The organism is Olsenella porci (assembly GCF_009695875.1).
Lineage (GTDB): Bacteria > Actinomycetota > Coriobacteriia > Coriobacteriales > Atopobiaceae > Olsenella_H > Olsenella_H porci.
The window spans coordinates 380254-400409 of the sequence record NZ_VUNC01000001.1; the positions used below are offsets into that span (position 1 = coordinate 380254).

Genomic DNA, 20156 nt, shown 5'->3' on the forward strand with positions numbered 1-20156 from the left:
TATAGGGGACGGGAGGCCGGCACGTCTGGCCGCCCGTCCCCTTGTGCTTTGCGAGAGACCGGTTGAGCCTTGGCCCTCCTCCTTCGCTTGGCCAAACGATGGGGTGTGATTGCTAACGACGTTAGGCAGTGGAGGAACTGTGGACGTCCGTCATATTTGCTAACGACGTTAGCAAGCTTCTCTTCCCGGGGTAGTATGCAACGGCTAGTTAACGACGTTAGCAAAATGACGAGAGGAGCGTGTCATGGACTGCGACGAGGCAACGCGCACCAATGGCAGCCCGCGCGAGGTCGACTGGAAGGGTCTTGCCCGGGAGCTGATCGTCTCCGGCCGTGGAATGAGAAGGGGTCGTGGGATGCGGCCAAAGGACATGGAGATGCGGGGAGAGGCCAACGCCCTCCACGTGCTGCACCACTACCCCAAGGGGGTCACGCCAACCGCGCTTGCGCGCGACTGCCAGGTGTCGAGTGCGCGCATCGCAAAGACGATCAACCAGCTTGAGGGCCGCGGCCTGGTGAGGCGCGAGGCAAGTCCGTCCGATCGCCGCAGTGTGATTGTCCACCTGACCGACGAGGGCGAGCGGGAGGTCCAGCGTAGGTTCGAGGAGATCAACTCCTACGCGGCGGGGGTCCTTCGCGAGCTCGGCGAGGACGATGCGCGCGAGCTCGTGCGCTTGGTGGGACGACTCGCACGGATCATGGAGGGGCGCGCAGAGTGCGGCAGCCCTGCGAGTGGGGAGAGGGATGGTGCCGATGAGGCTCGTTAAGCTTCTGCGCGGGCATGTTGGCGAGGTCATCGCGGTGTTCGCGTTGCTCCTGGTGCAGGCGCTGTGCGAGCTGTCGCTTCCGCGCTACATGTCCGACATCGTGAACGTCGGCGTGGTGGGCTCCCAGGCGGGCAACTCCGCATACCTGGGTCACATGGCGCTCGTGATGTTCGCCTTCTGCCTGGGCTCGCTTGCCGCGGCGACGCTCTCGGGGCTCACCGCCTCTCGCGTTGCGGCGGCGGTGTCGCGCGACTTGCGTCGAGAGGTCTTTGCCAAGGTGATGTCCCCCTCGCCCGCCGAGGTCAACGAGTTCTCGCAGTCGTCCCTCATCACGCGCTGCACCAATGACGTGCAGCAGATCCAGAACATGATCGTGATCATGCTGCGCATGGTCATGTTTGCCCCGGTGATGGGAATCGTCGCCGTTGTGCAGGTCATGACCATGGGGGGAGGGCTCGCCTGGATTGTGGGGGCGGCGCTTCTCGCCGTGCTGGGAATCGTGAGTGTGCTGTTCACGCTCACCATGCCGCGCTTCAAGGTCATGCAGTCTCTGGTCGACCGCGTCAACCTCGTTGCGCGAGAGATGCTCGACGGCATCATGACCATCCGTGCCTTCGGGCGCCAGGACCACGAGCTCAAGCGCTTTGGCGCGGCGTCTGGCGACCTCATGGGCGCCCAGCTGTTCGTGAACCGCGCCATGACTCTCATGATGCCGCTCATGATGCTCGTGATGAACCTGTCTACCGTCGCGATCGTGTGGTTTGGCTCGCACGGGGTGGCGGCTGGCGCCATGCAGGCGGGCGACATGATGGCGTTCATCACCTACGCGATGATGATCGTGATGAGCTTTCTGGTCGTCTCGATGGTCGCCGTGATCCTGCCCCGCGCCGAGGTCTCGGTGGGCCGTGTGCAGGAGGTGCTCGACGTGGAGCCCGCCGTGCGCGACCCCAAGGATCCCGTGACGCCCGCGGCGGATGTGCCCAGGGGGCACCTGGAGTTCGACCACGTGAGCTTCCACTACCCCGACGCCGAGGGCGACGTGATCACGGACGTCAGTCTCACCGCGGCCCCCGGCAGGGTTACCGCGATCGTGGGCTCAACTGGCTCAGGCAAGTCGACCCTTGTGCAGCTCGTGCCGCGCCTGTATGACGCCACGGAGGGCACCATCCGGCTCGACGGTGTCGATATCAGGAAGATGTCGCTTGCCGACCTCCGCTCGCGTGTGGGGTATGTGCCCCAGCAGGGCTTTCTGTTCTCGGGCACCATCGCCAGCAACGTGGCCTTTGGGACGGACGAGGCGGGCGAGACGGACCTCCTCCATGCCATCGACGTGGCTCAGGCGTCTGAGCTCGTCTCGCAGAAGGCCGAGGGGCTCGAGGCACCTATCACGCAGGGTGGCACCAACGTGTCGGGCGGCCAGCGCCAGCGCCTTGCCATTGCTCGCGCCCTTGCGACCCACCCCGAGGTCCTGGTGCTCGACGACTCGTTCTCGGCCTTGGACTACGCAACCGACGCGCGGCTCCGCCAGGCACTCGCAAAAGAGGAGTCGGACACCGCCGTGCTGGTTGTCGCCCAGCGCATCGCGACCGTGATGGGGGCGGACCAGATCGTGGTCCTCGACGAGGGGCGCGTGGTCGGCAGGGGGACCCACGAGGAGCTCCTGCGCACCTGCCCCGAGTACCTGGAGATAGCAAAGAGCCAGCTGAGCGAAGAGGAGCTTGGCCTGAAGGAGGGTGAGTAGGCATGGCAGAGAGGGTCGAGCAGCCCCGTCAGACGCCGCGCCCCCATGGCCCGGGGTCGCGCATGGCGCCGGGCGAGAAGGCAAAGGACTTTGGCGGGACCATCCGCAAGCTGCTGCGCTACATGGGGCCGTACCGCGTAGGGCTGGTGAGCGCCATCATCCTCGCCATGGCGTCGGTGGTGTTCTCGGTCGTGGGGCCTAAGATCCTTGGTAACGCAACCACCGAGGTCATCCGCGGCGTGCAGGCGTCCGCCGCGGGCAAGGGCGGCATCGACTTCGCCCTCATCGGGCGGATCCTGGTGACGCTCCTGTGCATCTACCTGGCGAGCGCGGCGGCATCCGGCATCCAGAGCTGGATCATGACCGGCATCACGCAGAGGGTCGTGTATCGCATGCGCGGCGAGATCGCTGACAAGATCTCGAAGGTGCCCCTTTCGTACTTCGACGGCAAGGCCATCTCAAAGGGTGACGTGCTCTCGCGCATGACCAACGACGTTGACACGCTCAGCCAGTCCCTCAACCAGGGGCTTATTCAGCTCGTGACCTCCATCACGCAGGTCGTGGGCGTGGCGGTCATGATGATCTCCATCTCGCTGCCGCTGGCGGGGGTCACCTTCGTGACCCTGCCCGTCTCGGCTGCCATCCTCGCCGTCCTCATCAAGCGCTCCCAGCGCTACTTCGCGCTGCAGCAACAGCAGCTCGGCGCCGTCAACGGGCGCGTGGAGGAGGACTTCTCGGGCCAGGTGGTTATCCAGGCGTTCGACCGCACCGAGCAGGCGGTCCAGAGGTTTGAGGAGGAGAACGACCGCCTGTACGAGAGCGCGTGGAAGAGCCAGTTCCTCTCCGGCCTCATGCAGCCCCTCATGAACCTGGTGGGCAACATGGGCTACGTGGGCGTCGTGGTCGTGGGTGCCGGGCTTGCGGTTACTGGGGCGATCCAGCCCGGCGACATCCAGTCGTTCATCCAGTACGTCAAGAACTTCACCCAGCCCATCACGCAGCTTGCGACCGTCTCCAACGTGCTGCAGCAGATGGCCGCGTGTGCCGAGCGCGTGTTCGAGTTCCTGGAGGCGCCGGAGGAGGAAGAGACCGCACGCCCGGATTCCGCCACGGGAGAGGTGCCCGCCATCGGCCGTGCTGCCGGTCGCGTTGACTTCGACGACGTCTCGTTTGGGTATCTCCCCGGCAAGACGATCATCCACGACTTCTCGGCCAACGTGGAGCCCGGCAAGACCGTCGCCATCGTCGGCCCCACCGGTGCCGGCAAGACCACCCTCATGAAGCTGCTGCTGCGCTTCTACGACGTGGATTCCGGTAGCCTGTCCGTCGACGGCCACGACGTGCGCGACGTGACTCGCGCCGACCTGCGCCAGAACTTCTCGATGGTGTTGCAGGACGCCTGGCTGTTCAAGGGGACCATACGCGAGAACATCCGCTTTGGTCGTCTGGACGCCACCGACGAGGAGGTTGAGGCGGCAGCCCGCTATGCGCACTGCGAGCACTTCATCAAGACGCTTCCCGGCGGGTACGACTTCGAGCTGGACGAGGGGGCGACCAACATCAGCCAGGGGCAGCGCCAGCTGCTCACCATCGCCCGTGCGGTTCTCGCCGACCGACCCATCCTCATCCTGGACGAGGCAACGTCAAACGTGGACACGCGCACCGAATGGCGCATCCAGCGCGCCATGGACAAGCTCATGGCCGGTCGTACCAGCTTCGTGATTGCGCACCGGCTTTCGACCATCCGCAACGCCGATACCATCCTGGTGTTGCGCGACGGCGACATCGTGGAGAAGGGCACGCACGAGGAACTGCTGGCAGCGGGTGGCTTCTATGCCCAGCTGTACCAGTCGCAGTTCGACGAGGTCGCATAGGGAGCAGGGGAGAAGTGCGTTACCCCTGGGGTGGGGCGTCGATCCGTCGGCGTCCCACCCTTCTTTCTTGCAGGACCCCGCTTGCCTGGAGGACTGCGCCGTGGTCTCGCGGATTCCGGATGTGGCCGCATCGGGACTCTCTTGCTGATGGCCGGGTGGGATGCTCGAAGCGTTGACCCTGGCAGTTGCCCGCTCGAGGTCAAAGAAGGGGAGGAGGGCAATACGTCGTTGTTGACGGTCCTCCTCATGCGTCCCGCCTTCGATTGGCTGTAGCGGGGGATCGGCTCCCAGGGCCCGTCGCGGGGCCGGCAATCAGCATTCGGGCTACGGCGGCGGACTCCCGAAGTGAGTGCCCGCGTCGAGCCCCCTCCGCCGGGACTGCCGGACGCGCGGGGCATAACCCCAGTTGGGCGCCAGCCAAGCCCTGGGCCGTGGCGGCAAGCCCCCGGAGTGAGCGCTCACATCTGGAGCCCCCTGCCATCAGGGCCCCCATTCCCTCCCGGATGGCGGCAACTGCCCGACGTGAGCGCTCACGTCGGGAGCCTGCCGCCGCCCGTCGATGCCCGGGGGCTACATCTGGCCCTCCCACCTGCGTAAACGCAAGGGTGGGGCTGACCGCGGGACGGGGGTCGCCTGGAGAAACCGCTCGCATCGGGCCTCCGCCGCCACGAGCTGAATCTCGTCGCGGCCCGTCCCCCTCGAAGGGCTCGGGGAGGGGGGTGCCGCTGGGCGCGGCGCGCGTCTCCGACCGGCTCTCCGGACCCGCGGGTCCGCATCCCTCTGCTTGCGGGCCGCGGCGGCCGTGCCCACGTCGGAAATCGCGTGCCGTGTGTACACGCGGGAGTGGCTTTCCGACATCCGCCCGTCCCTCAGGGGCGGCTCTGCCTGGAACCCCGTCCCGCGTGTACACGCGGGACGCACCTTCTGACCCGGGCGCGGCCCCGGCACCCCTCCGGCAGGCGAAACGGCCCGGTGGGGTGGGCCCCATGCTGGAAACCGCGTGCCGCGTGTACACGCGGGACGCGGTTTCTGACGGCGCGCGAGACATCAAGCGAAAGCTCCCGGTATTCCATTCTTTGGCCTGGTCACCCGGCCGTGTCCGGGAGCCTGCGGACCTTCGCTTCTCCCCGCCGACCGGGAGGGGCGTATCTCTTCCTACGCCCCAAACGACCTTTAGGGATTCTTTAGACCTTGCTCCCATCCTCGTAGGTGTCAGAAACCAAGCGAAGGGGGGAGAGATGCCTAGCCATCTTGTGGGGGGCGCCACGCCAGGGGAGCCAGTAGACAACCGACCGTCGCCCATAGCACCCAAGCCCGTCCTCCAGACCAAGGGGCTCACCAAGTCCTTTGGCCGGGGGAGAAACGCTCGGACCGCAGTTGAGGACGTGTGTCTCACCGTGGGAGAGGGCCAGGTGTACGGCCTGCTCGGCCCCAATGGGGCGGGAAAGTCAACCACGCTCAAGATGGTCTGCGGAATGCTACGTCCCACCAGTGGTCAGATGCTCTTTTGCGGACACCCCTGGGAACGCCGCGACCTGTACCAGATCGGCTCCCTCATCGAGCAGCCGCCGCTGTACCCCAACCTCACCGCGCGCGAGAACCTACGCGTTCGCACCACGCTCCTGGGAATCCCCGAAAGCCGAATCCCTGAGGTCCTGCGCCAGGTTGGCCTGGAGGATACGGGCCGCAAGCGCGCCGGACAGTTCTCGCTCGGCATGTGCCAGCGGCTGGGCATCGCTCTCGCGCTTCTCGGCCAACCCCGGCTTCTCGTGCTGGACGAGCCGACCAACGGCCTCGACCCCATGGGGATAGAGGAGCTCCGCCGGCTCATCCTGTCCCTCCCGGAGCAGGGGGTCACCGTCATCGTCTCGAGCCACATTCTTGCCGAGGTCTCGCACGTTGCCGACCACGTGGGCATCATCACCAATGGTCGTCTTGCCTATCAGGGGGCGCTCGACCGCTCCGTGGATCTTGAGGACCTGTTCATGGACGTGTGCGGGAGGGGGGCAAGATGAGAGACGCAACAAATGTGTTCCCCGCAATCTCGGCTTCCGTCAGCAGGTGGGAGGAGCTGCGTCGCGCGGCTGCGGCGGAAATCCAGAAGACGCGTCATGGCAGCGCCCGCGGGGTCGCGGTACTTCTCCCGCTCCCCCTCGTTGCGCTCGGGCTTGCCATTGGGGTCGCTTCGGGCAAGTCTGGCCCAATCGGCTATTCCACCTGTGGCTGGAACTACTGGTACTCCCTCATGCTTCCCGTGTCCGTCTCGCTCCAGTGCGTCTCGGTCGCGGGGTTGGACGCCCGTCACTCCCTCAGGTCTGTGCTGGGGCTCCCGCTCGACCCATCGCTCTCGTGGTGGGGAAAGGTCACGACGTGCCTCCTGCTCCTCTTAACGTCCAATGCAGTGGTGCTTGCCGGTTCCGTCGTCGTGTGGGCCTTGGGCGGTAGCGCGCCTACTCCGCCCGCGGGAATCGAGGCCGCGCTCATCCTGACCATTGGGTTTGCGTGGATGGTTCCCGCGTCGCTCCTGCTCTCCCTGCGGATAGGTACTCTCGCCGGCGTCGCCATTCCCTCGCTTGTGCAGATTGGCGGTGGTATCGCACTGTGGGGGAGTGACGCCTGGTGGGCGTTCGTGCCCTCCGCCGCGCTTCGCCTGCCCTCCGCCCCTCTGGGTGTGGACCCGTCGGGCATTCCCGTCGCGCCCCAGTCGTACGCAACCTACGCCATCAACGGGACCTGGTGGGCCGCACTTGCCCTCTGCACGGTCGCGTTCGTCCTGCTGTCACTGGTCGGGGCGCGCCTCGCGCGTGGAGGTGGGGCGTCGTGACAACACGCATGACCCTCCTCGGGGCACTTCGCTCCGAGCTCATCCGCTTGCGCAGGTCTTCCCTGGTTCCGCTGCACCTCGTGCTGGCCCTGGGGCTCGGCATCCTTGCGGGCTGGTACTTTGCCGCGACGCGCACCTGGGACTCGCTGCTGGGAACAGACGCCTTCGTTCAGCTGCTCGGCGCCGGGGCTCCGCTGCTCGCGGGCATCTCCTGCGGGCTCTCGGTCGATGCGGATCGGGAGGCAGGTAGCTGTATCAACCTGCTTGGGGTCCCCTCGCGACGACTGGCGATAGGGGCTCGTCTCATCTCGCTCCTCCTGCTCGGCATCGTCTCGGCGGCCGTCGCGACTGAGACCTTCGCCATTCTCCTTACGAGCGCCGGCAGGCAGCTGCCCCCTCTGCGAGCGATGGCCCAGTCCGTTCTGGGCATGGGTGTTGGAAGCGTCTCCCTGTACCTGGTTTTCATCCTCGCGGCGCTGCGCTGGGGGAGAGACGCCTCCATCGGGCTAGGCGCCATCGGCGCTGGCATCTCAGTCGTCTCGCTTGGCGGCCTTGCCAACGGGCTCGTTACGGGTACGCTCTCGGGGCTCCTCGGTGCTAGCGTCGCGGCGTTCGTGCCCTTTGCCTGGCCCGCTCGCCTTGCTTCGCTCGAGGTCGAGCTCGCCGTCGCCCACATGGGTGAGCGGTACGCGGCGGCGTTGCCCGGTCTCGTCTCCGCGAAGTCGGTCGTTCTGGGCGCGTGCCTCGCCGTAACGCTCGCATTCGTGGCTCTGACGCTGGTTCTGGCGGACCGCATCGAGCTTGGGGGACGGCACGACGGCTGAGATACATGTCCCCGGCCGAGCCAGGGGGTGGAGTATCGACCGGGGACCCGGGGCACTCTCGCCCCGTTATCCCTCGGATATCATGGCGGGCGAGGCATCGGTGCGACGACGGAAGGATTGGGGGTTATGGTGGCACGCATACTCGTGGTGGATGACGAGCGACCCATCTGCGACCTGCTCGTGCGCGGCCTCTCGCGCGATGGGCACCAGGTGGTCGCAGAGACTGACCCAACCAAGGTCCTCGGAATGAACCTGACATGCTTTGACCTCCTGCTTTGTGACGTGATGATGCCCGGCGTGGACGGCTTTGAGCTCGTCCGCCAGATTCGTGCTCGCGTGGACGCGCCCATCGTCTTCCTCACGGCGCGCGTGGGCGAGGACGATGCGGTGACGGGATTGGGCCTTGGTGCGGATGACTACCTGCGCAAGCCGTTCGGCATGGCCGAGCTTCGCGCCAAGGTCAACGCCCACCTGCGCCGCGAGGGGCGCGAGCGTCACAGCTCCCTCTCGTTCGGGCGCATCAGGCTCGACCTCTCCGCGCGGCAGCTGCTCGTGGACGACGACCCCGTACCTCTCACCCCCACCGAGTACGCCATCTGCGAGCTTCTCGCCAGGAGCCCCGGCCAGGTCTTTGGTCGCGAGCAGATTCGCGAGCGCGTCATGGGCTGGGGCAGCGGGGCGGGGTCGGACGACGTCTCGGTCCACGTCAGCAACGCGCGCGCCAAGCTCCGTCGCGTGGGCGTGGAACCCATCGGCACCGTATGGGGGATGGGGTACCGATGGCAGGGGTAGGGGAGAGGCCCGTTCCCCCAGCGGAGGACGCCCCAACGGCGGTGCGGGTCAAGTCGCCGGGGAGGCATCGCGTCGGGCGGCGCATTCCCCTCTCGCTCCTGGTCGCACGATACTTCCTGTACGTCCTGGTGGGCGTGCTCCTTGTTGCCGGCTTTCCCCTCCTCGCCTTCGAGCACGCACTCTCCAGCGGTACGGTCTTCCCGGCAAACTACGGCGAGACAAACGTGGGCTCGCTCTCCAAGTCCCTCGCGGCGCAGGGGTCGTTCGATGCGGGCGAGATACCCTCGGCGTTCTGGTACGTGCACCTCTCCGCCGGCGGGGAGGTTCTGCAGACCGATATGGATGCCAGCCTCCTTGCGACCGCCCGTCAGGTTGCTTCGAGCGGGGCGTCAGGTGCCGAGCCGTCGGGCGCAACGCTTGTCCGCGTCCGTCTCTCCGACGGCAGTACGTGCGTCCTCGCATACCGCATCATGCCCCAGTGGTCCGACCGCGTCCGTCGTGACGTGTTGCCCAATCCTCAGAACCTCCTTGTAGCTGCAGTGGTAGGGGGGACCGTGGCGGTCGTCTTGCTCGTCGCGCTCAGGGCGGGCCGGGTGCTCACGCGAGAGATGCGCCCGCTCGTCGACGCGGCGGATGCCGTTGCGCGTCAGGATCTCGACTTCCAAGTGGGTCGCAGCCGGGTCGCGCAGGTGAACGAGGTCCTGCTCTCGATGGACCGCATGCGATCCTCGCTGCGGGAGTCGCTCCAGGTGCAGTGGGAGACGGAGCGGCGTTCCCGCGAGCAGGTTGCCGCCCTCGCGCACGACCTCAAGACGCCGCTCACCGTCGTCCGCGGCAACGCTGACCTCCTCCTAGAAGGTGATCTCGACGACGAGGAGAGGGAGTGCGTGCTCGCCATTCGCGATGCCGCAGAGTCGCAGGACGTCTTCATTCGGCGGATCATCCTCGCGTCGCGCGGCGAGGGGGTGGCGGCTGAGAGGCAAGACGTCGACCTCGGGCTCCTGTTCGAGAGCATAGCTAACGATGCGGCGCGGATTGCCCATGCGAGCGGCATCGAGCTTCGCGTGGGGAAGGACGCAGGGGAGACGGGCAAGTCCTCCCCTCTGGAGGGAAGGGTCGGACGCTTGGACGCGGACCTAGTCTCGCGCGCCGTCCTCAACCTGGTGGGCAACGCCTGCGACCATGCACGTTCGTGGGCGAGACTCTGCGTTGCGGTGACGGATGGGGGAGACGGGCGCCCTGCCATCGAGGTGATGGTGGAGGATGACGGCGCGGGCTTCTCTCCGCGGGCGATTAAACACGGGGCGGAGCGCTTCTATCGCGGCGATGCCTCGCGCGGTGGCGTGGCCGACGGAGCCATGGGGTCGCACTATGGTCTCGGCCTCTCCGTTGCCCAGCAGGCAGCGCAGGCGCATGGGGGCGAGCTCGTTCTGGGCAACCGGACGGACGCCGATGGCGTGGTGCTTGGCGCACGCGTGACGCTCAGTCTGCGCGTGTGATGCGCCAGGGCTAAGGGAGAAGGGCCATGCCCCGGGCCACGCACCATTATCGCTGGCCGCCTGTCCCCATTTGCCCCAACGGCCATCTCGCGGCTGCGCCATGGGTGAGGGGTTGAAGTGAGGATCCGGGCGGATGTCCCCTCAAAGTCAAAGAAGGGGAGGAGGGCAATACGTCGTTGTTGACGGTCCTCCTCATGCGTCCCGCCTTCGATTGGCTGTAGCGGGGGTCGGCCCTGGCCCGTCGCGGGGCCGGCAATCAGCATTCAAACCATGGCGGCGGGAGCCCGATATGAGTGCCCATATCGGGCCCCCGCTGCCGGGACTGCCGGACGCGCGGGGCATAACCCCAGTTGGGCGTAAATCAAACCCTGGATCATGGCGGCAAGCCCCCGAGGTGAGCACTCACATCTGGGGTCTCCTGCCATTTGGCCCTCCGCTCCCTCCCGAATGGCGGCAACTGCCCGACGTGAGCGCTCACGTCGGGAGCCTGCCGCCGCCCGTCGATGCCCGGGGGCTACATCTGGCCCTCCCACCTGCGTAAAAGCAAGAGTGGGGCTGACTGCGGGATGGGGGTCGCCTGGAGAAACCGCTCACATCGGGCCTCCGCCGCCATGAGTTGAATCTCGTCGCGAACCGTCCTCCCTCGAAGGACTCAAAGAGAGGGGATGCTGCAGAGTGGGACGCGCGGCGCGCGACCCCGTCCGGCCCCGGCCCTCGGCCCCGTATCCCCGCCGGCTCGCCGCGATGGTCGGGCCCATGCTAGAAACCGCGCCCCATGCGTACACGCGGGACGAGCTTTCCGGCGACGCCGAGGCCCCGGCGCCCCGCTAACTGGGGAAGCGCCGTGTCGCGGCGGGCCCATGTCAGCAATCCCGCGGTGTGTGTACACGCGGGATTGGCTTTCCGACATCCGCCCGTCCCTTGGGGACGGTTCTGCCAGGAACCGCGAGCCGCGTGTACACGCGGCTCGCGCTCTCTGACCTGGACGCGGCCCCAGCTCCCCTCCAGCAGGCAAGACGCGCCGGTGGGATGGCCCCCATGTCGGAAATCCCGTGGCGCGTGTACACGCGGGACGCGCTTTCTAGCGTAGTGCGACCGTCGGCGGGTGGCGCGGGCCGAGCAGACGGGCCCCGGGGCGAGCCCGCCCCGATGTCGGGCCCGCTCAACCTGGCCCCGACTCCTCACCTCACTGACTTCCGATGGCCTTTCCGCCCGTGATAGACCCGGCCTCTTCGGCACGCCTTCGCGATCGGCGGCGTGCGAAACGGCAAGTTCCCAACATTTGCGGCAGATGGCCGGCCGCGACATCCTCCCTGGCAATGGACGTCATCCGTGAGGATTTGCCTGCCCGTGAGGGGGAGGTTCTACCGCCCTATTCTCCAACCCGCTCCCCTTCGTAAGGGGTGGGGGAGAAGTTACGCCTCCTGCTCCCCCAACCCCTTCTCCTGGCATTTGGGGCAGATGCCCGAGAACACGGTGTAGTGCGAGACTCCGGCGTAACCCGTGGCATCCGCGGTCCGGGCGTCGGCATCAGATGCATTGGGATCCGGCACGTCGCACACTTCACCGCACGACCGGCACACGAGGTGCGCGTGGTCGTCCACGCGATGGTCAAAGCGGTCGCCGCCCGGCACTTTCACGTCCAGGATCCTGCCCTCCTCCGCGAGGAGGTTGAGGTTGCGGTACACCGTGCCGCGGCTCACGTGCTCGTCCTGCTGGCGCACGGTGATGTAGATCTCGTCTGCGGTTGGATGGTCGTCCAGCTGCATGACTGCGTCGAGGACGAGCTGCCTCTGCCTTGTGTTCCTGCGCTGGACCATGATCTCCTCCCATGGGACGTCTGTGTTCTCGACATTCTCTCACAGCCCAGAGGATACCCTTTGCTCCGTCAATATTAAGAACAATTCCTAATTGTGAAGAAACTGAGGCGATGAGTGCCCGCCCGATGGGGCGATTGACATCTCGCTCCCTTTATCAATAATAAGACTCGTTCCCAGTAAAGCGACGAAAGGAAGCAAGATGTCCCTCATCAACAAGCAGATTGGCGAATTCAGCGTCCAGGCCTACCAGAACGGCGACTTCAAGACCGTCACCAGGGACGACGTCCTGGGCAAGTGGGCCCTGTTCTTCTTCTATCCCGCCGACTTCACCTTTGTGTGCCCCACCGAGCTCGAGGAGCTTGCGGAGAACTACGACGCCTTCAAGGCCGAGGGCTGCGAGGTCTACTCCGTCTCGTGCGACACCCACTTCGTGCACAAGGCATGGCACGACGAGTCCGAGCGCATCTCCAAGGTCACCTATCCCATGCTCGCTGACCCCGCTCACGTCCTCGCCAACGACTTTGAGGTCCTGATCGAGTCTGACGGCGTCGCCGAGCGCGGTGCCTTCATCGTTGACCCCGACGGCCGCATCCAGGTCTACGAGGTCACCGCGGGCGGCATCGGCCGCAACGCAAAGGAGCTCCTGCGCCTGGTGCAGGCCGCCAAGTTCGTGCGTGAGCATGGCGACCAGGTGTGCCCCGCCAAGTGGCAGCCGGGTGCCGAGACCCTCAAGCCCTCCCTCGACCTCGTGGGACAGCTGTAGGATGCCGGCCGAGGGCAACCTCTACGACGCCGTCGTGGTCGGCGGTGGGCCAGCCGGGCTCACCGCCGCCCTCTATCTGGCCCGCGCCCGCTACCGGGTCATCGTCGTGGAGGGGGACCGCTTTGGCGGTCAGATCACCATCACGAGCGAGGTCGTCAACTATCCCGGCGTCCTCAGCGCCTCGGGTTCGGAACTCACGGACACCATGCGCAGGCAGGCGGAGGCCTTTGGCGCCGAGTTCCGCCTTGCCCAGGTGACGAGCCTCGAGGTGGGCGGCGACGTTAAGGTCGTCCACACCAGCAAGGGGGATCTGCGCTGCCTCGCGGTGCTCATGGCAACCGGTGCCTCGCCGCGTCAGGTTGGCTTTGAGGGCGAGGCGGAGTTCCGCGGGCGCGGGGTCGCCTACTGTGCCACCTGCGACGGTGAGTTCTTCACGGGCAAGCGCGTGTTCGTGGTGGGCGGCGGGTTTGCGGCCGCGGAGGAGGGTGCGTTTCTCACCCGATACGCAAGCCATGTGACCATCCTCGTGCGCGAGAGCGACTTCACCTGCGCTCCCGCGACCGCCGAGGTGGCCAAGTCCAATCCCAGCATCGACGTGCTGTACAACACGGAGGTCGTGCGCGTCTCGGGCGGCGACGCGGTGGACTCCATCACCTACCGCAGCCGCGTCACGGGAGAGGAGACGACCTTCTCGGCTGGGGAAGGCGAGAGGATCGGCGTGTTCGTGTTCGCGGGCTACGCGCCGGCAAGCCAGCTGCTCCAAGGCGTCTGCGAGCTGGACCCTCGCGGGTACGTCCCCACCGACGCCAACCACATGACCAGCGCGGACGGCGTGTTTGCGGCGGGGGACCTGTGCGTGAAGGAGCTTCGCCAGGTGGCCACGGCGGTGGGCGAGGCGGCAGCGACCTCCACCTCAATGGAGCGCTATCTCAAGGCGGCCCACGACCGCACCGGACTCGTTCCCACGGCCCCGGAGGCCCGTCGGCCCCAGGCGGCAACCACGACGGAAGAGAAGCCAGGCGAGACGGGCGCGGGCACCTCCCCGTCGGCCCTCATCGACGCCGCCATGCGCCAGCAGCTCCAGCCGGTGTTCGAACGCATGGAGCGCCCCCTCGAGCTCAGGCTCCACCTTGCGGACGACGACGTCTCTGCCGAGCTCCGCGCGTACATGGACGAGCTCGCCGCGCTCACGCCCAAGCTCACGGTCTCCGTTACCGCCAGCGACGAAGGCAGGGGAGAGGGGCTTCCCTTCGTCGAGGTGTGTCGTGACGGCAGTCCCACCGGCCTCGCGTTTCACGGCGTCCCGGGCGGGCATGAGTTCACCTCGTTCGTCCTGGGGCTGTACAACGCCGCGGGCCCCGGGCAGCCGCTTGACCAGGCGGACCTCTCCGCCATCGAGCACATTGGTACCGATACCAGCCTCACGGTTATCGTGGGCCTCTCGTGCACCATGTGCCCCGAGGTCGTGACCGCCGCCCAGCACATCGCCGCACTCAACCCGCGCGTGTCTGCCCACGTGTACGACGTCAACCGGTTCCCCGCGCTGCGCGACCGCTACAACGTCATGAGCGTCCCGTGCCTGGTCGTCTCCCAGGAGGGGACGGACGAGCGCGTGAGCTTTGGCCGCAAGGGGCTCTCGCAGGTCCTCGAACTCATCGGGTGATCCCGAGTCACGGCGCGCCAGCACCGACACCACCCGCCCCGTCCCTCTCCCCCGGAGGGGCGGGGCACAATTGTCCCTGTCCCCGCAGGCGAGAAAAGGCGGCGACCCGCCCGGGAATATCTCCCAGACGGGTCGCTGCCATGCGTGCGACGATGTGCGCCCTGCGCTACATCTCGGAGTTTCCGCCCGCGCTCGCGGAGACCGAGTGGTTGGTGTACACGTTGTAGATGCACTGTGCCAGCTCCTCGGCGACCGAGATCTGCTTGATCTTGGAGCCGGGCTGGTTGGCGACGGAGCAGGGGATGGCGTCGGTGACCACGCACTCCACGATGGGCGCGTTCTGAAGGCGTTCGATCGCCTGGCCGGAGAAGATGCCGTGGGTGGCCGAGACGTAGATATCGCCCGCGCCCATCTCCTTGAGCTTGTTGATGGAGCCCACCAGGGTACCGCCCGTGTCGATCATGTCGTCGTTGATGATGCAGGTCTTGCCCACGATGTTGCCGATGATGCCCATGACCTCGGCGGCGTTGTGCTTGGGGCGGCTCTTGTGGGCGATGGCGACCTCGCAGCCCAGGTAGTCCGAGAGCTTTTTGGCGACCTTGGCGCGGCCCATGTCGGGCGAGACGACCACGGTGTTGTCGAGGTCGAAGTTCTTCTGCTTAAAGTAGTCGCCAAACTGGTAGAGGGCCGTGAGGTGGGTCACGGGGATGTCGAAGAAGCCCTGGATCTGGCCGGAGTGAAGGTCGAGCGTGATCACGCGGTCGACGCCGGCTGCCTCGAGCAGGTTTGCCACCAGGCGGGCGGTGATGGGCTCGCGGCTGGACGCCTTGCGGTCCTGGCGCGCATAGCCGTAGTGGGGGATGACGGCGGTGAAGCTCTCCGCGGAGGCGCGGCTGGCAGCGTCCGCGACGATGAGCGTCTCCATCAGGAGGTCGTTCACGTTCTCGCCGGCGATGGACTGGATGAAGAAGACCTCGTCGCCACGGACGGACTCCTCAAAGCGGGCGTAGATCTCGCCGTTGGCAAACTTCTCGATCTTGAGCCCCTGCAGCTCCAGGTGGAGAATCTCGGCGATGCGCCTGGACAGGGCGGGGTTGCTCGTGCCCGAGTACAGCTTGATTTCCTTCTGGTAGGTGGTGGGTTTGCTCAGATTCTCGTACATGCCCTAGTCCTCTTCCCTTAGCCGCGCCCAATACTCGTCTGCCCAGCCCTCTTTCACGAACATCTTGGAGCGCTCCAGCGCGAGGGCGCCAGCCGGAACGTCTCGGGTGATGCATGAGCTCGCCCCGACCAGGGCGTTGTCCCCAATGGTGACGGGGGCGACCATCATGGTGTCCGAGCCCACGAACACGTGGTCGCCAATCTCGGTGTGGCTCTTGTGCTTACCGTCATAGTTGCACGTGATGGAGCCGCCGCCAATGTTGACGTCGCGGCCCAGGCGGGCGTCGCCAATGTAGGAGAGGTGCGGGACCTTGGAGCCCTCGCCAACCTCGGAGCCCTTGATCTCAACGTGCGTGCCGGCCTTGGAGCCCTTGTGGAAGTGGGCGCCGCCGCGCAGGTAGGCGCGCGGGCCGCACTTGACGTCGTCGTCGATGGCGGAGTCCACGATGATGGTCTCGTCCACCAGGCAGTTGTTGCCCACCGTGGCGTTGGTCAGGCGGCTGTTGGGTCCGATCACGCAGTCGGTTCCCACGGTCGTCTGTCCCATGAGGAAGGTCTGGGGGAGAAGCTCGGTGTCCTGCCCCACCGTGACGTCGGGCCCGACCCACACCTGGGTGGGGTCCATCATGGTGACGCCCTCGGCCATCAGGCGGCGGTTGATGCGCCCCTGCATGGCGCGCGTCGCCTCGGCGAGCTGGATGCGCGAGTTCACGCCCAGCATCTCGGCGTAGTCGTCCACATGCTGGGCCACGACGCCCAGGCCGTGCGACTTCAGGATCGCGGGCATGTCCGTGAGGTAGTACTCGCCCTGCACGTTGTCGTTGCCGACTTCGCCGATGTGGGTCGCGAGAGCCGCTCCGTCAAAGGCGTACACGCCCGAGTTGCACTCCAGCAGGGTCGCGCGCTGCTCGGGCGTGCAGTCCTTGTCCTCGATGATCCGCTCCACCTGGCCCTCGGCGTCGGTGACCACGCGGCCGTAGCCGCTCACGTCGGGTGGGGTCATGGTGAGCAGGCACGCGGACTGGTCGCCCCGCTCCACGCGCTCCACCAGCGCGCGGATGGTCTCGGGGCGCACGAGAGGCGTGTCGCCGTAAGTCACGACGACGGTCCCGTCGCTCACGCCGGCAGCCTCGAGCGCCACCCTGGTGGCGTGGCCCGTCCCCAGGCGCTCGGTCTGCTCTACGGTCTCGACCCCCGGGATGGTCCCAAGGTATGAGCGAACTTCGTCCGCCCCGTTGCCCACGACCACCACAACGCGGTCGGCGCCCGCGTCCTTTACGGAGCGGACGGCCCATCCCACCAGGGGACGGTCGAGCATCTTGTGCATTACCTTGGGATGGCGGGACTTCATTCGCGTTCCCTCGCCGGCGGCGAGGACAATCGCGGTAACGGGCATAAAGTGGCCTCCATGTGTAGGTATCCCTGACCATGAGTCCTGGGCAGCGCCAGGAACGCCCCCATGATAACGCACGTCTCGCGCATCCATCCCCCTGTTGGTTGCGGTCAGAGCATGTCCACAGGGTCGTACGCCGCGTGAGGGTTTTGGTGGGGGCGTGCCCGGAAGCGTGCGGCGTCGCGTCGCCCCAGTGTGCCTGGAGGTAATGGGTAATGCGATGCGTCATAAAAGAGCGCCGAGGCAACGTCGCCCCGGCACCCCCTCGCAGACGTGGCTGGGGCAGAGGGATTCGAACCCCCATTGACGGCACCAAAAACCGCTGTCCTAGCCGTTGGACGATGCCCCAGTCTATAGACCCGCGCGGCATGGCCGCCGCGGCGACGCCATTGTAGCAGAGGAGGGCGAGACGCCCGATGGCGCGCGGCAGCCACCGCCATTCGTCGGGTGGGGCTTGCTACGGCTCTGGGTCACTCATACTCTGGGGAGCATCGTGGGCGGATGGTGTGCGGAAGGGGGTTGTCCGTGCTGCAGAGGTTCCAACGTCTGGGAGGGGCCCTCTTCACCCCCGTCCTTCTGTTCTCGTTCGCCGGCCTCATCGTGGGGCTGGGCACGCTCTTCACCACGCCGCAGGTCATGGGGCCAATAGCTGTGGAAGACACGCTCTGGGTCAAGGTGTGGCGCGTCCTTCTCGCGGGCGGTTGGACGGCGTTCAACCAGCTGCCCCTGCTCTTCTCCCTTGCCCTTCCCATGGGGCTGGCAAAGACGCAGCGGGGCAGGTGCTGCTTGGAGTCACTTGCGGCCTACCTCACCTTCGACTACCTGGTCGGTGCCATCGTCACCGTCTTCCTGGGCTCTGACGTGCCGGCGGGCATGGTCTCGATTGCCGGCGTCAGGACGCTCGACACGGGCATCATCGGTACGCTCGCGGTGTCGGGCGTCACCGTGGCGCTGCACAACCGCTTCTTCGACGTGAGGCTTCCGCAGTGGCTCGGGGTGTTCTCGGGCACCGCCTTCGTGTACCTGCTCTCCTTTGCCGCCGCAGTTGGCATGTCCATCGTCACGGTGCTCGCCTGGCCCTTCTGGAGGGAGTTCCTCGAAGCGCTCCGCTCCTGCATCCTCTCCTCCGGCTCGTGGGGGGTTGCCGCCTTCGTTGCCATCGATCGAGCCCTCACGCCCCTGGGGCTGCACCACCTCTTCTACGCCCCCGTCTACTACGACAACGTGGTGGTGGACAGTGGGATCTACGTTACCTGGGCACACCAGCTTCCCCAGCTCGCAAGTAGTGGCCGCTCCCTCGCACAGAGCGCGCCCTGGGCGGCCCTCAGCGCCACGGGGTGGTCCAAGGTGTTCGGGGCGCCGGGGATCGCCCTGGCGTTCTATGCTACCTGCCCGCAAAACCGTCGGCGCAAGCTCGCCGCCTTCCTTGTTCCGGCCACGCTCTCCTCAATGCTGTGCGGCATCACCGAGCCCCTGGAGTTCGCGTTCCTCTTTGCCGGGCCCCAGCTTTTTGCCCTGCATGTGGCGCTCTCCGCCCTTCTCGCGTTCACCGTCAACCACATGGGGGTGGTGGGGGTCTTCTCGGGCGGGCTCATAGAGATGGCGTCGTTCAACTTCATCCCCCTCGCCGCGTCCCATGGCATGGAGTACCTGAGGGCCGCCGGAGTCGGTCTGGCGTTCACCGCCATCTACTTCGTCTCGTTCCGCCTGCTCATTACCAGGTTCGACCTCAAGACGCCCGGCAGGGGGGACGGGCTCGACTTCAGTCGGCTTCCAGACTGGTACCATTCCGTTCGGAGCGAAGGCGGTCGGGATGCGTCCGACTGGCATTCAGCCGCGCGGACGCATGCTGGCGAGACACACGTTTCCCCGCTCGCCCAAGGGATCCTCGGCGGGCTTGGCGGGGCTGGCAACGTCGTGGGAATCACACCGTGCATGACCAGGCTCAGGGTCACCGTGGCGGATCCCGCTGCGGTCGCGGATGACGCCTCGTTCGCATCCCTTGGGGTCTTGGGCGTGTTCCGGGCCGGGAGCTCCGTTCAGGTTGTGGTTGGCACGCGTGCCCCCGAGCTCGCGGAGGAGATCTCCTCCGCGCTCGGTGGAGACGCGCGGGACCTCTAGCGGGTTGGGGGAGTGGCTCCATGGGCAGGCCGGTGGTGTTCTTCGACGTTGACGGGACGCTGGGGTGGGACGACCCCATCGCCCGCGAGGGACGTCCCGAGGAGGAGCGCAGCATGTCTCCCCGGCCAAGCGACGTGGTGTGCGACGCCATACGGGGCCTCGTGGACAACGGGGCCGCTGCCTTCGTATGCACTGGGCGCTCCCCGGCGACCCTGCATCCCGTCATCCTGGAGCTCCCCTTTGACGGCGTTGTCGGCCTGGGCGGCGCCTATGTCCGTGTGGGCCAGGCGGTGCTGAGGGACAGGCCGTTTCCTGGCGCGGTGCTCGAGGCCCTGGAGGGGCTTCTCCTCAGGGTTGGCTCTGGAGCACAGATCGAGTCCGCAACGGGCGTGGTGGAGCTGCGTGGCGGTGCCCAGGGGCTTCATCAGGGGCCGGACGTCCCGCAGACCATGCGGGAGGCCCTGGCAAGGCTGGAGGACCACCGCGCGCACAAGCTCATCGTTCCGACGATCGTGGCGCGGGGGCTCATGTCGAACCCCGGGGCGAGCGAGATTCTCAGCACGAGCGAGCTCGAGATGGGCAACAGCGAGGTCACGCTCGCCCAGAACACCAAGCAAGATGGCGTCAGGGCCGTTGTCGATTACCTGGGCCAGGATGTCGGGAAGACCTACGGGTTCGGTGACTCCCAGAACGACCTGCCGCTCTTCGACGAGGTGGACGTTGCGGTTGCAATGGGAAACGCCTCCGACGAGGTCAAGGCAAGGGCAAATCTGGTAACCGGAGGGGTTGGGGAGGATGGTGTGGCCACGGGGCTCAAAGCGCTGGGCCTCATCTGAGACGAACGCGCCCGCCTCCGAGGGAATTGGAGGCGGGCGCCTGCATCCTGGCGACTTGTGGCTCGTTAACCCGGGTCAA

At 66.7% G+C, this 20156-nt stretch carries 15 protein-coding genes and 1 tRNA gene; 12 read left to right on the forward strand and 4 right to left on the reverse strand.

Going from position 1 to position 20156, the window contains the following annotated elements; all coding sequences use genetic code 11:
- Nucleotides 1–244 precede the first annotated feature (244 nt).
- The 8 genes from FYJ68_RS01770 (at nucleotide 245) to FYJ68_RS01805 (ending at nucleotide 10320) form a co-directional block, all read left to right on the forward strand.
- Nucleotides 245–766 (forward strand): MarR family winged helix-turn-helix transcriptional regulator, encoded by a 522-nt coding sequence (locus tag FYJ68_RS01770; protein ID WP_326832155.1) that lies wholly within the window; start codon nucleotides 245–247, stop codon nucleotides 764–766.
- Entirely contained in the window at nucleotides 753–2507 is a 1755-nt protein-coding gene (locus FYJ68_RS01775; RefSeq protein ID WP_154433583.1) for an ABC transporter ATP-binding protein, read from the forward strand. Before FYJ68_RS01770 ends, FYJ68_RS01775 begins: the two co-directional genes overlap by 14 nt.
- A gap of 2 nt (nucleotides 2508–2509) precedes the next feature.
- The gene (locus FYJ68_RS01780) at nucleotides 2510–4381 is read left to right on the forward strand and encodes an ABC transporter ATP-binding protein (protein ID WP_154433584.1); all 1872 of its coding nucleotides are present in this window, start codon (nucleotides 2510–2512) and stop codon (nucleotides 4379–4381) included.
- Between the two features lie 1238 nt (nucleotides 4382–5619).
- Nucleotides 5620–6396, forward strand: a complete 777-nt coding sequence (locus tag FYJ68_RS01785) for a lantibiotic protection ABC transporter ATP-binding protein (RefSeq protein WP_154433585.1) — start codon at nucleotides 5620–5622, stop codon at nucleotides 6394–6396.
- Nucleotides 6393–7205: an ABC-2 family transporter permease gene (locus FYJ68_RS01790; RefSeq protein ID WP_154433586.1), complete on the forward strand. Its 813-nt coding sequence runs from the start codon at nucleotides 6393–6395 to the stop codon at nucleotides 7203–7205. The genes FYJ68_RS01785 and FYJ68_RS01790 overlap by 4 nt, the downstream gene beginning before the upstream one ends.
- Entirely contained in the window at nucleotides 7202–8029 is an 828-nt protein-coding gene (locus tag FYJ68_RS01795; protein ID WP_154433587.1) for an ABC transporter permease, read from the forward strand. The genes FYJ68_RS01790 and FYJ68_RS01795 overlap by 4 nt, the downstream gene beginning before the upstream one ends.
- A gap of 126 nt (nucleotides 8030–8155) precedes the next feature.
- Nucleotides 8156–8821, forward strand: a complete 666-nt coding sequence (locus tag FYJ68_RS01800) for a response regulator transcription factor (protein ID WP_154433588.1) — start codon at nucleotides 8156–8158, stop codon at nucleotides 8819–8821.
- Nucleotides 8809–10320: a sensor histidine kinase gene (locus FYJ68_RS01805; protein WP_154433589.1), complete on the forward strand. Its 1512-nt coding sequence runs from the start codon at nucleotides 8809–8811 to the stop codon at nucleotides 10318–10320. Before FYJ68_RS01800 ends, FYJ68_RS01805 begins: the two co-directional genes overlap by 13 nt.
- 1415 nt (nucleotides 10321–11735) lie before the next feature.
- On the opposite strand, the gene FYJ68_RS01810 is transcribed toward FYJ68_RS01805, so the two are convergent.
- Nucleotides 11736–12140: a Fur family transcriptional regulator gene (locus FYJ68_RS01810; protein WP_154433590.1), complete on the reverse strand. Its 405-nt coding sequence runs from the start codon at nucleotides 12138–12140 to the stop codon at nucleotides 11736–11738.
- Nucleotides 12141–12339: 199 nt separating this feature from the next.
- Between FYJ68_RS01810 and ahpC the strand changes: the two genes are divergently transcribed.
- Together ahpC and FYJ68_RS01820 are read left to right on the forward strand one after the other, a co-directional pair.
- Entirely contained in the window at nucleotides 12340–12903 is a 564-nt protein-coding gene (gene ahpC / locus FYJ68_RS01815; RefSeq protein WP_154433591.1) for an alkyl hydroperoxide reductase subunit C, read from the forward strand.
- A 1-nt stretch (nucleotide 12904) separates the two neighbouring features.
- Nucleotides 12905–14566, forward strand: coding sequence for an FAD-dependent oxidoreductase (locus FYJ68_RS01820; RefSeq protein WP_154433592.1), 1662 nt, complete (start codon nucleotides 12905–12907; stop codon nucleotides 14564–14566).
- Between the two features lie 166 nt (nucleotides 14567–14732).
- Here FYJ68_RS01820 and FYJ68_RS01825 read toward each other — a convergent pair whose 3' ends face one another.
- The 3 genes from FYJ68_RS01825 to FYJ68_RS01835 all read right to left on the reverse strand — a co-directional run bounded on the left by FYJ68_RS01825 (nucleotide 14733) and on the right by FYJ68_RS01835 (nucleotide 17469).
- A complete protein-coding gene (locus FYJ68_RS01825; protein WP_154433593.1) occupies nucleotides 14733–15728 on the reverse strand; it encodes a ribose-phosphate diphosphokinase in 996 nt (331 codons plus the stop codon).
- A 3-nt stretch (nucleotides 15729–15731) separates the two neighbouring features.
- Nucleotides 15732–17123 carry a bifunctional UDP-N-acetylglucosamine diphosphorylase/glucosamine-1-phosphate N-acetyltransferase GlmU gene (gene glmU, locus FYJ68_RS01830; RefSeq protein WP_154433594.1) on the reverse strand — a complete coding sequence of 464 codons (1392 nt, stop codon included), beginning with the start codon at nucleotides 17121–17123 and terminating at the stop codon, nucleotides 15732–15734.
- A 271-nt stretch (nucleotides 17124–17394) separates the two neighbouring features.
- Nucleotides 17395–17469, reverse strand: a tRNA-Gln gene (locus tag FYJ68_RS01835).
- Between the two features lie 176 nt (nucleotides 17470–17645).
- Between FYJ68_RS01835 and FYJ68_RS01840 the strand changes: the two genes are divergently transcribed.
- Nucleotides 17646–19241, forward strand: a complete 1596-nt coding sequence (locus FYJ68_RS01840) for a PTS transporter subunit EIIC (RefSeq protein ID WP_326832156.1) — start codon at nucleotides 17646–17648, stop codon at nucleotides 19239–19241.
- A gap of 20 nt (nucleotides 19242–19261) precedes the next feature.
- Entirely contained in the window at nucleotides 19262–20077 is an 816-nt protein-coding gene (locus FYJ68_RS01845; RefSeq protein WP_154433596.1) for an HAD hydrolase family protein, read from the forward strand.
- The last annotated feature ends 79 nt before the right edge of the window (nucleotides 20078–20156 follow it).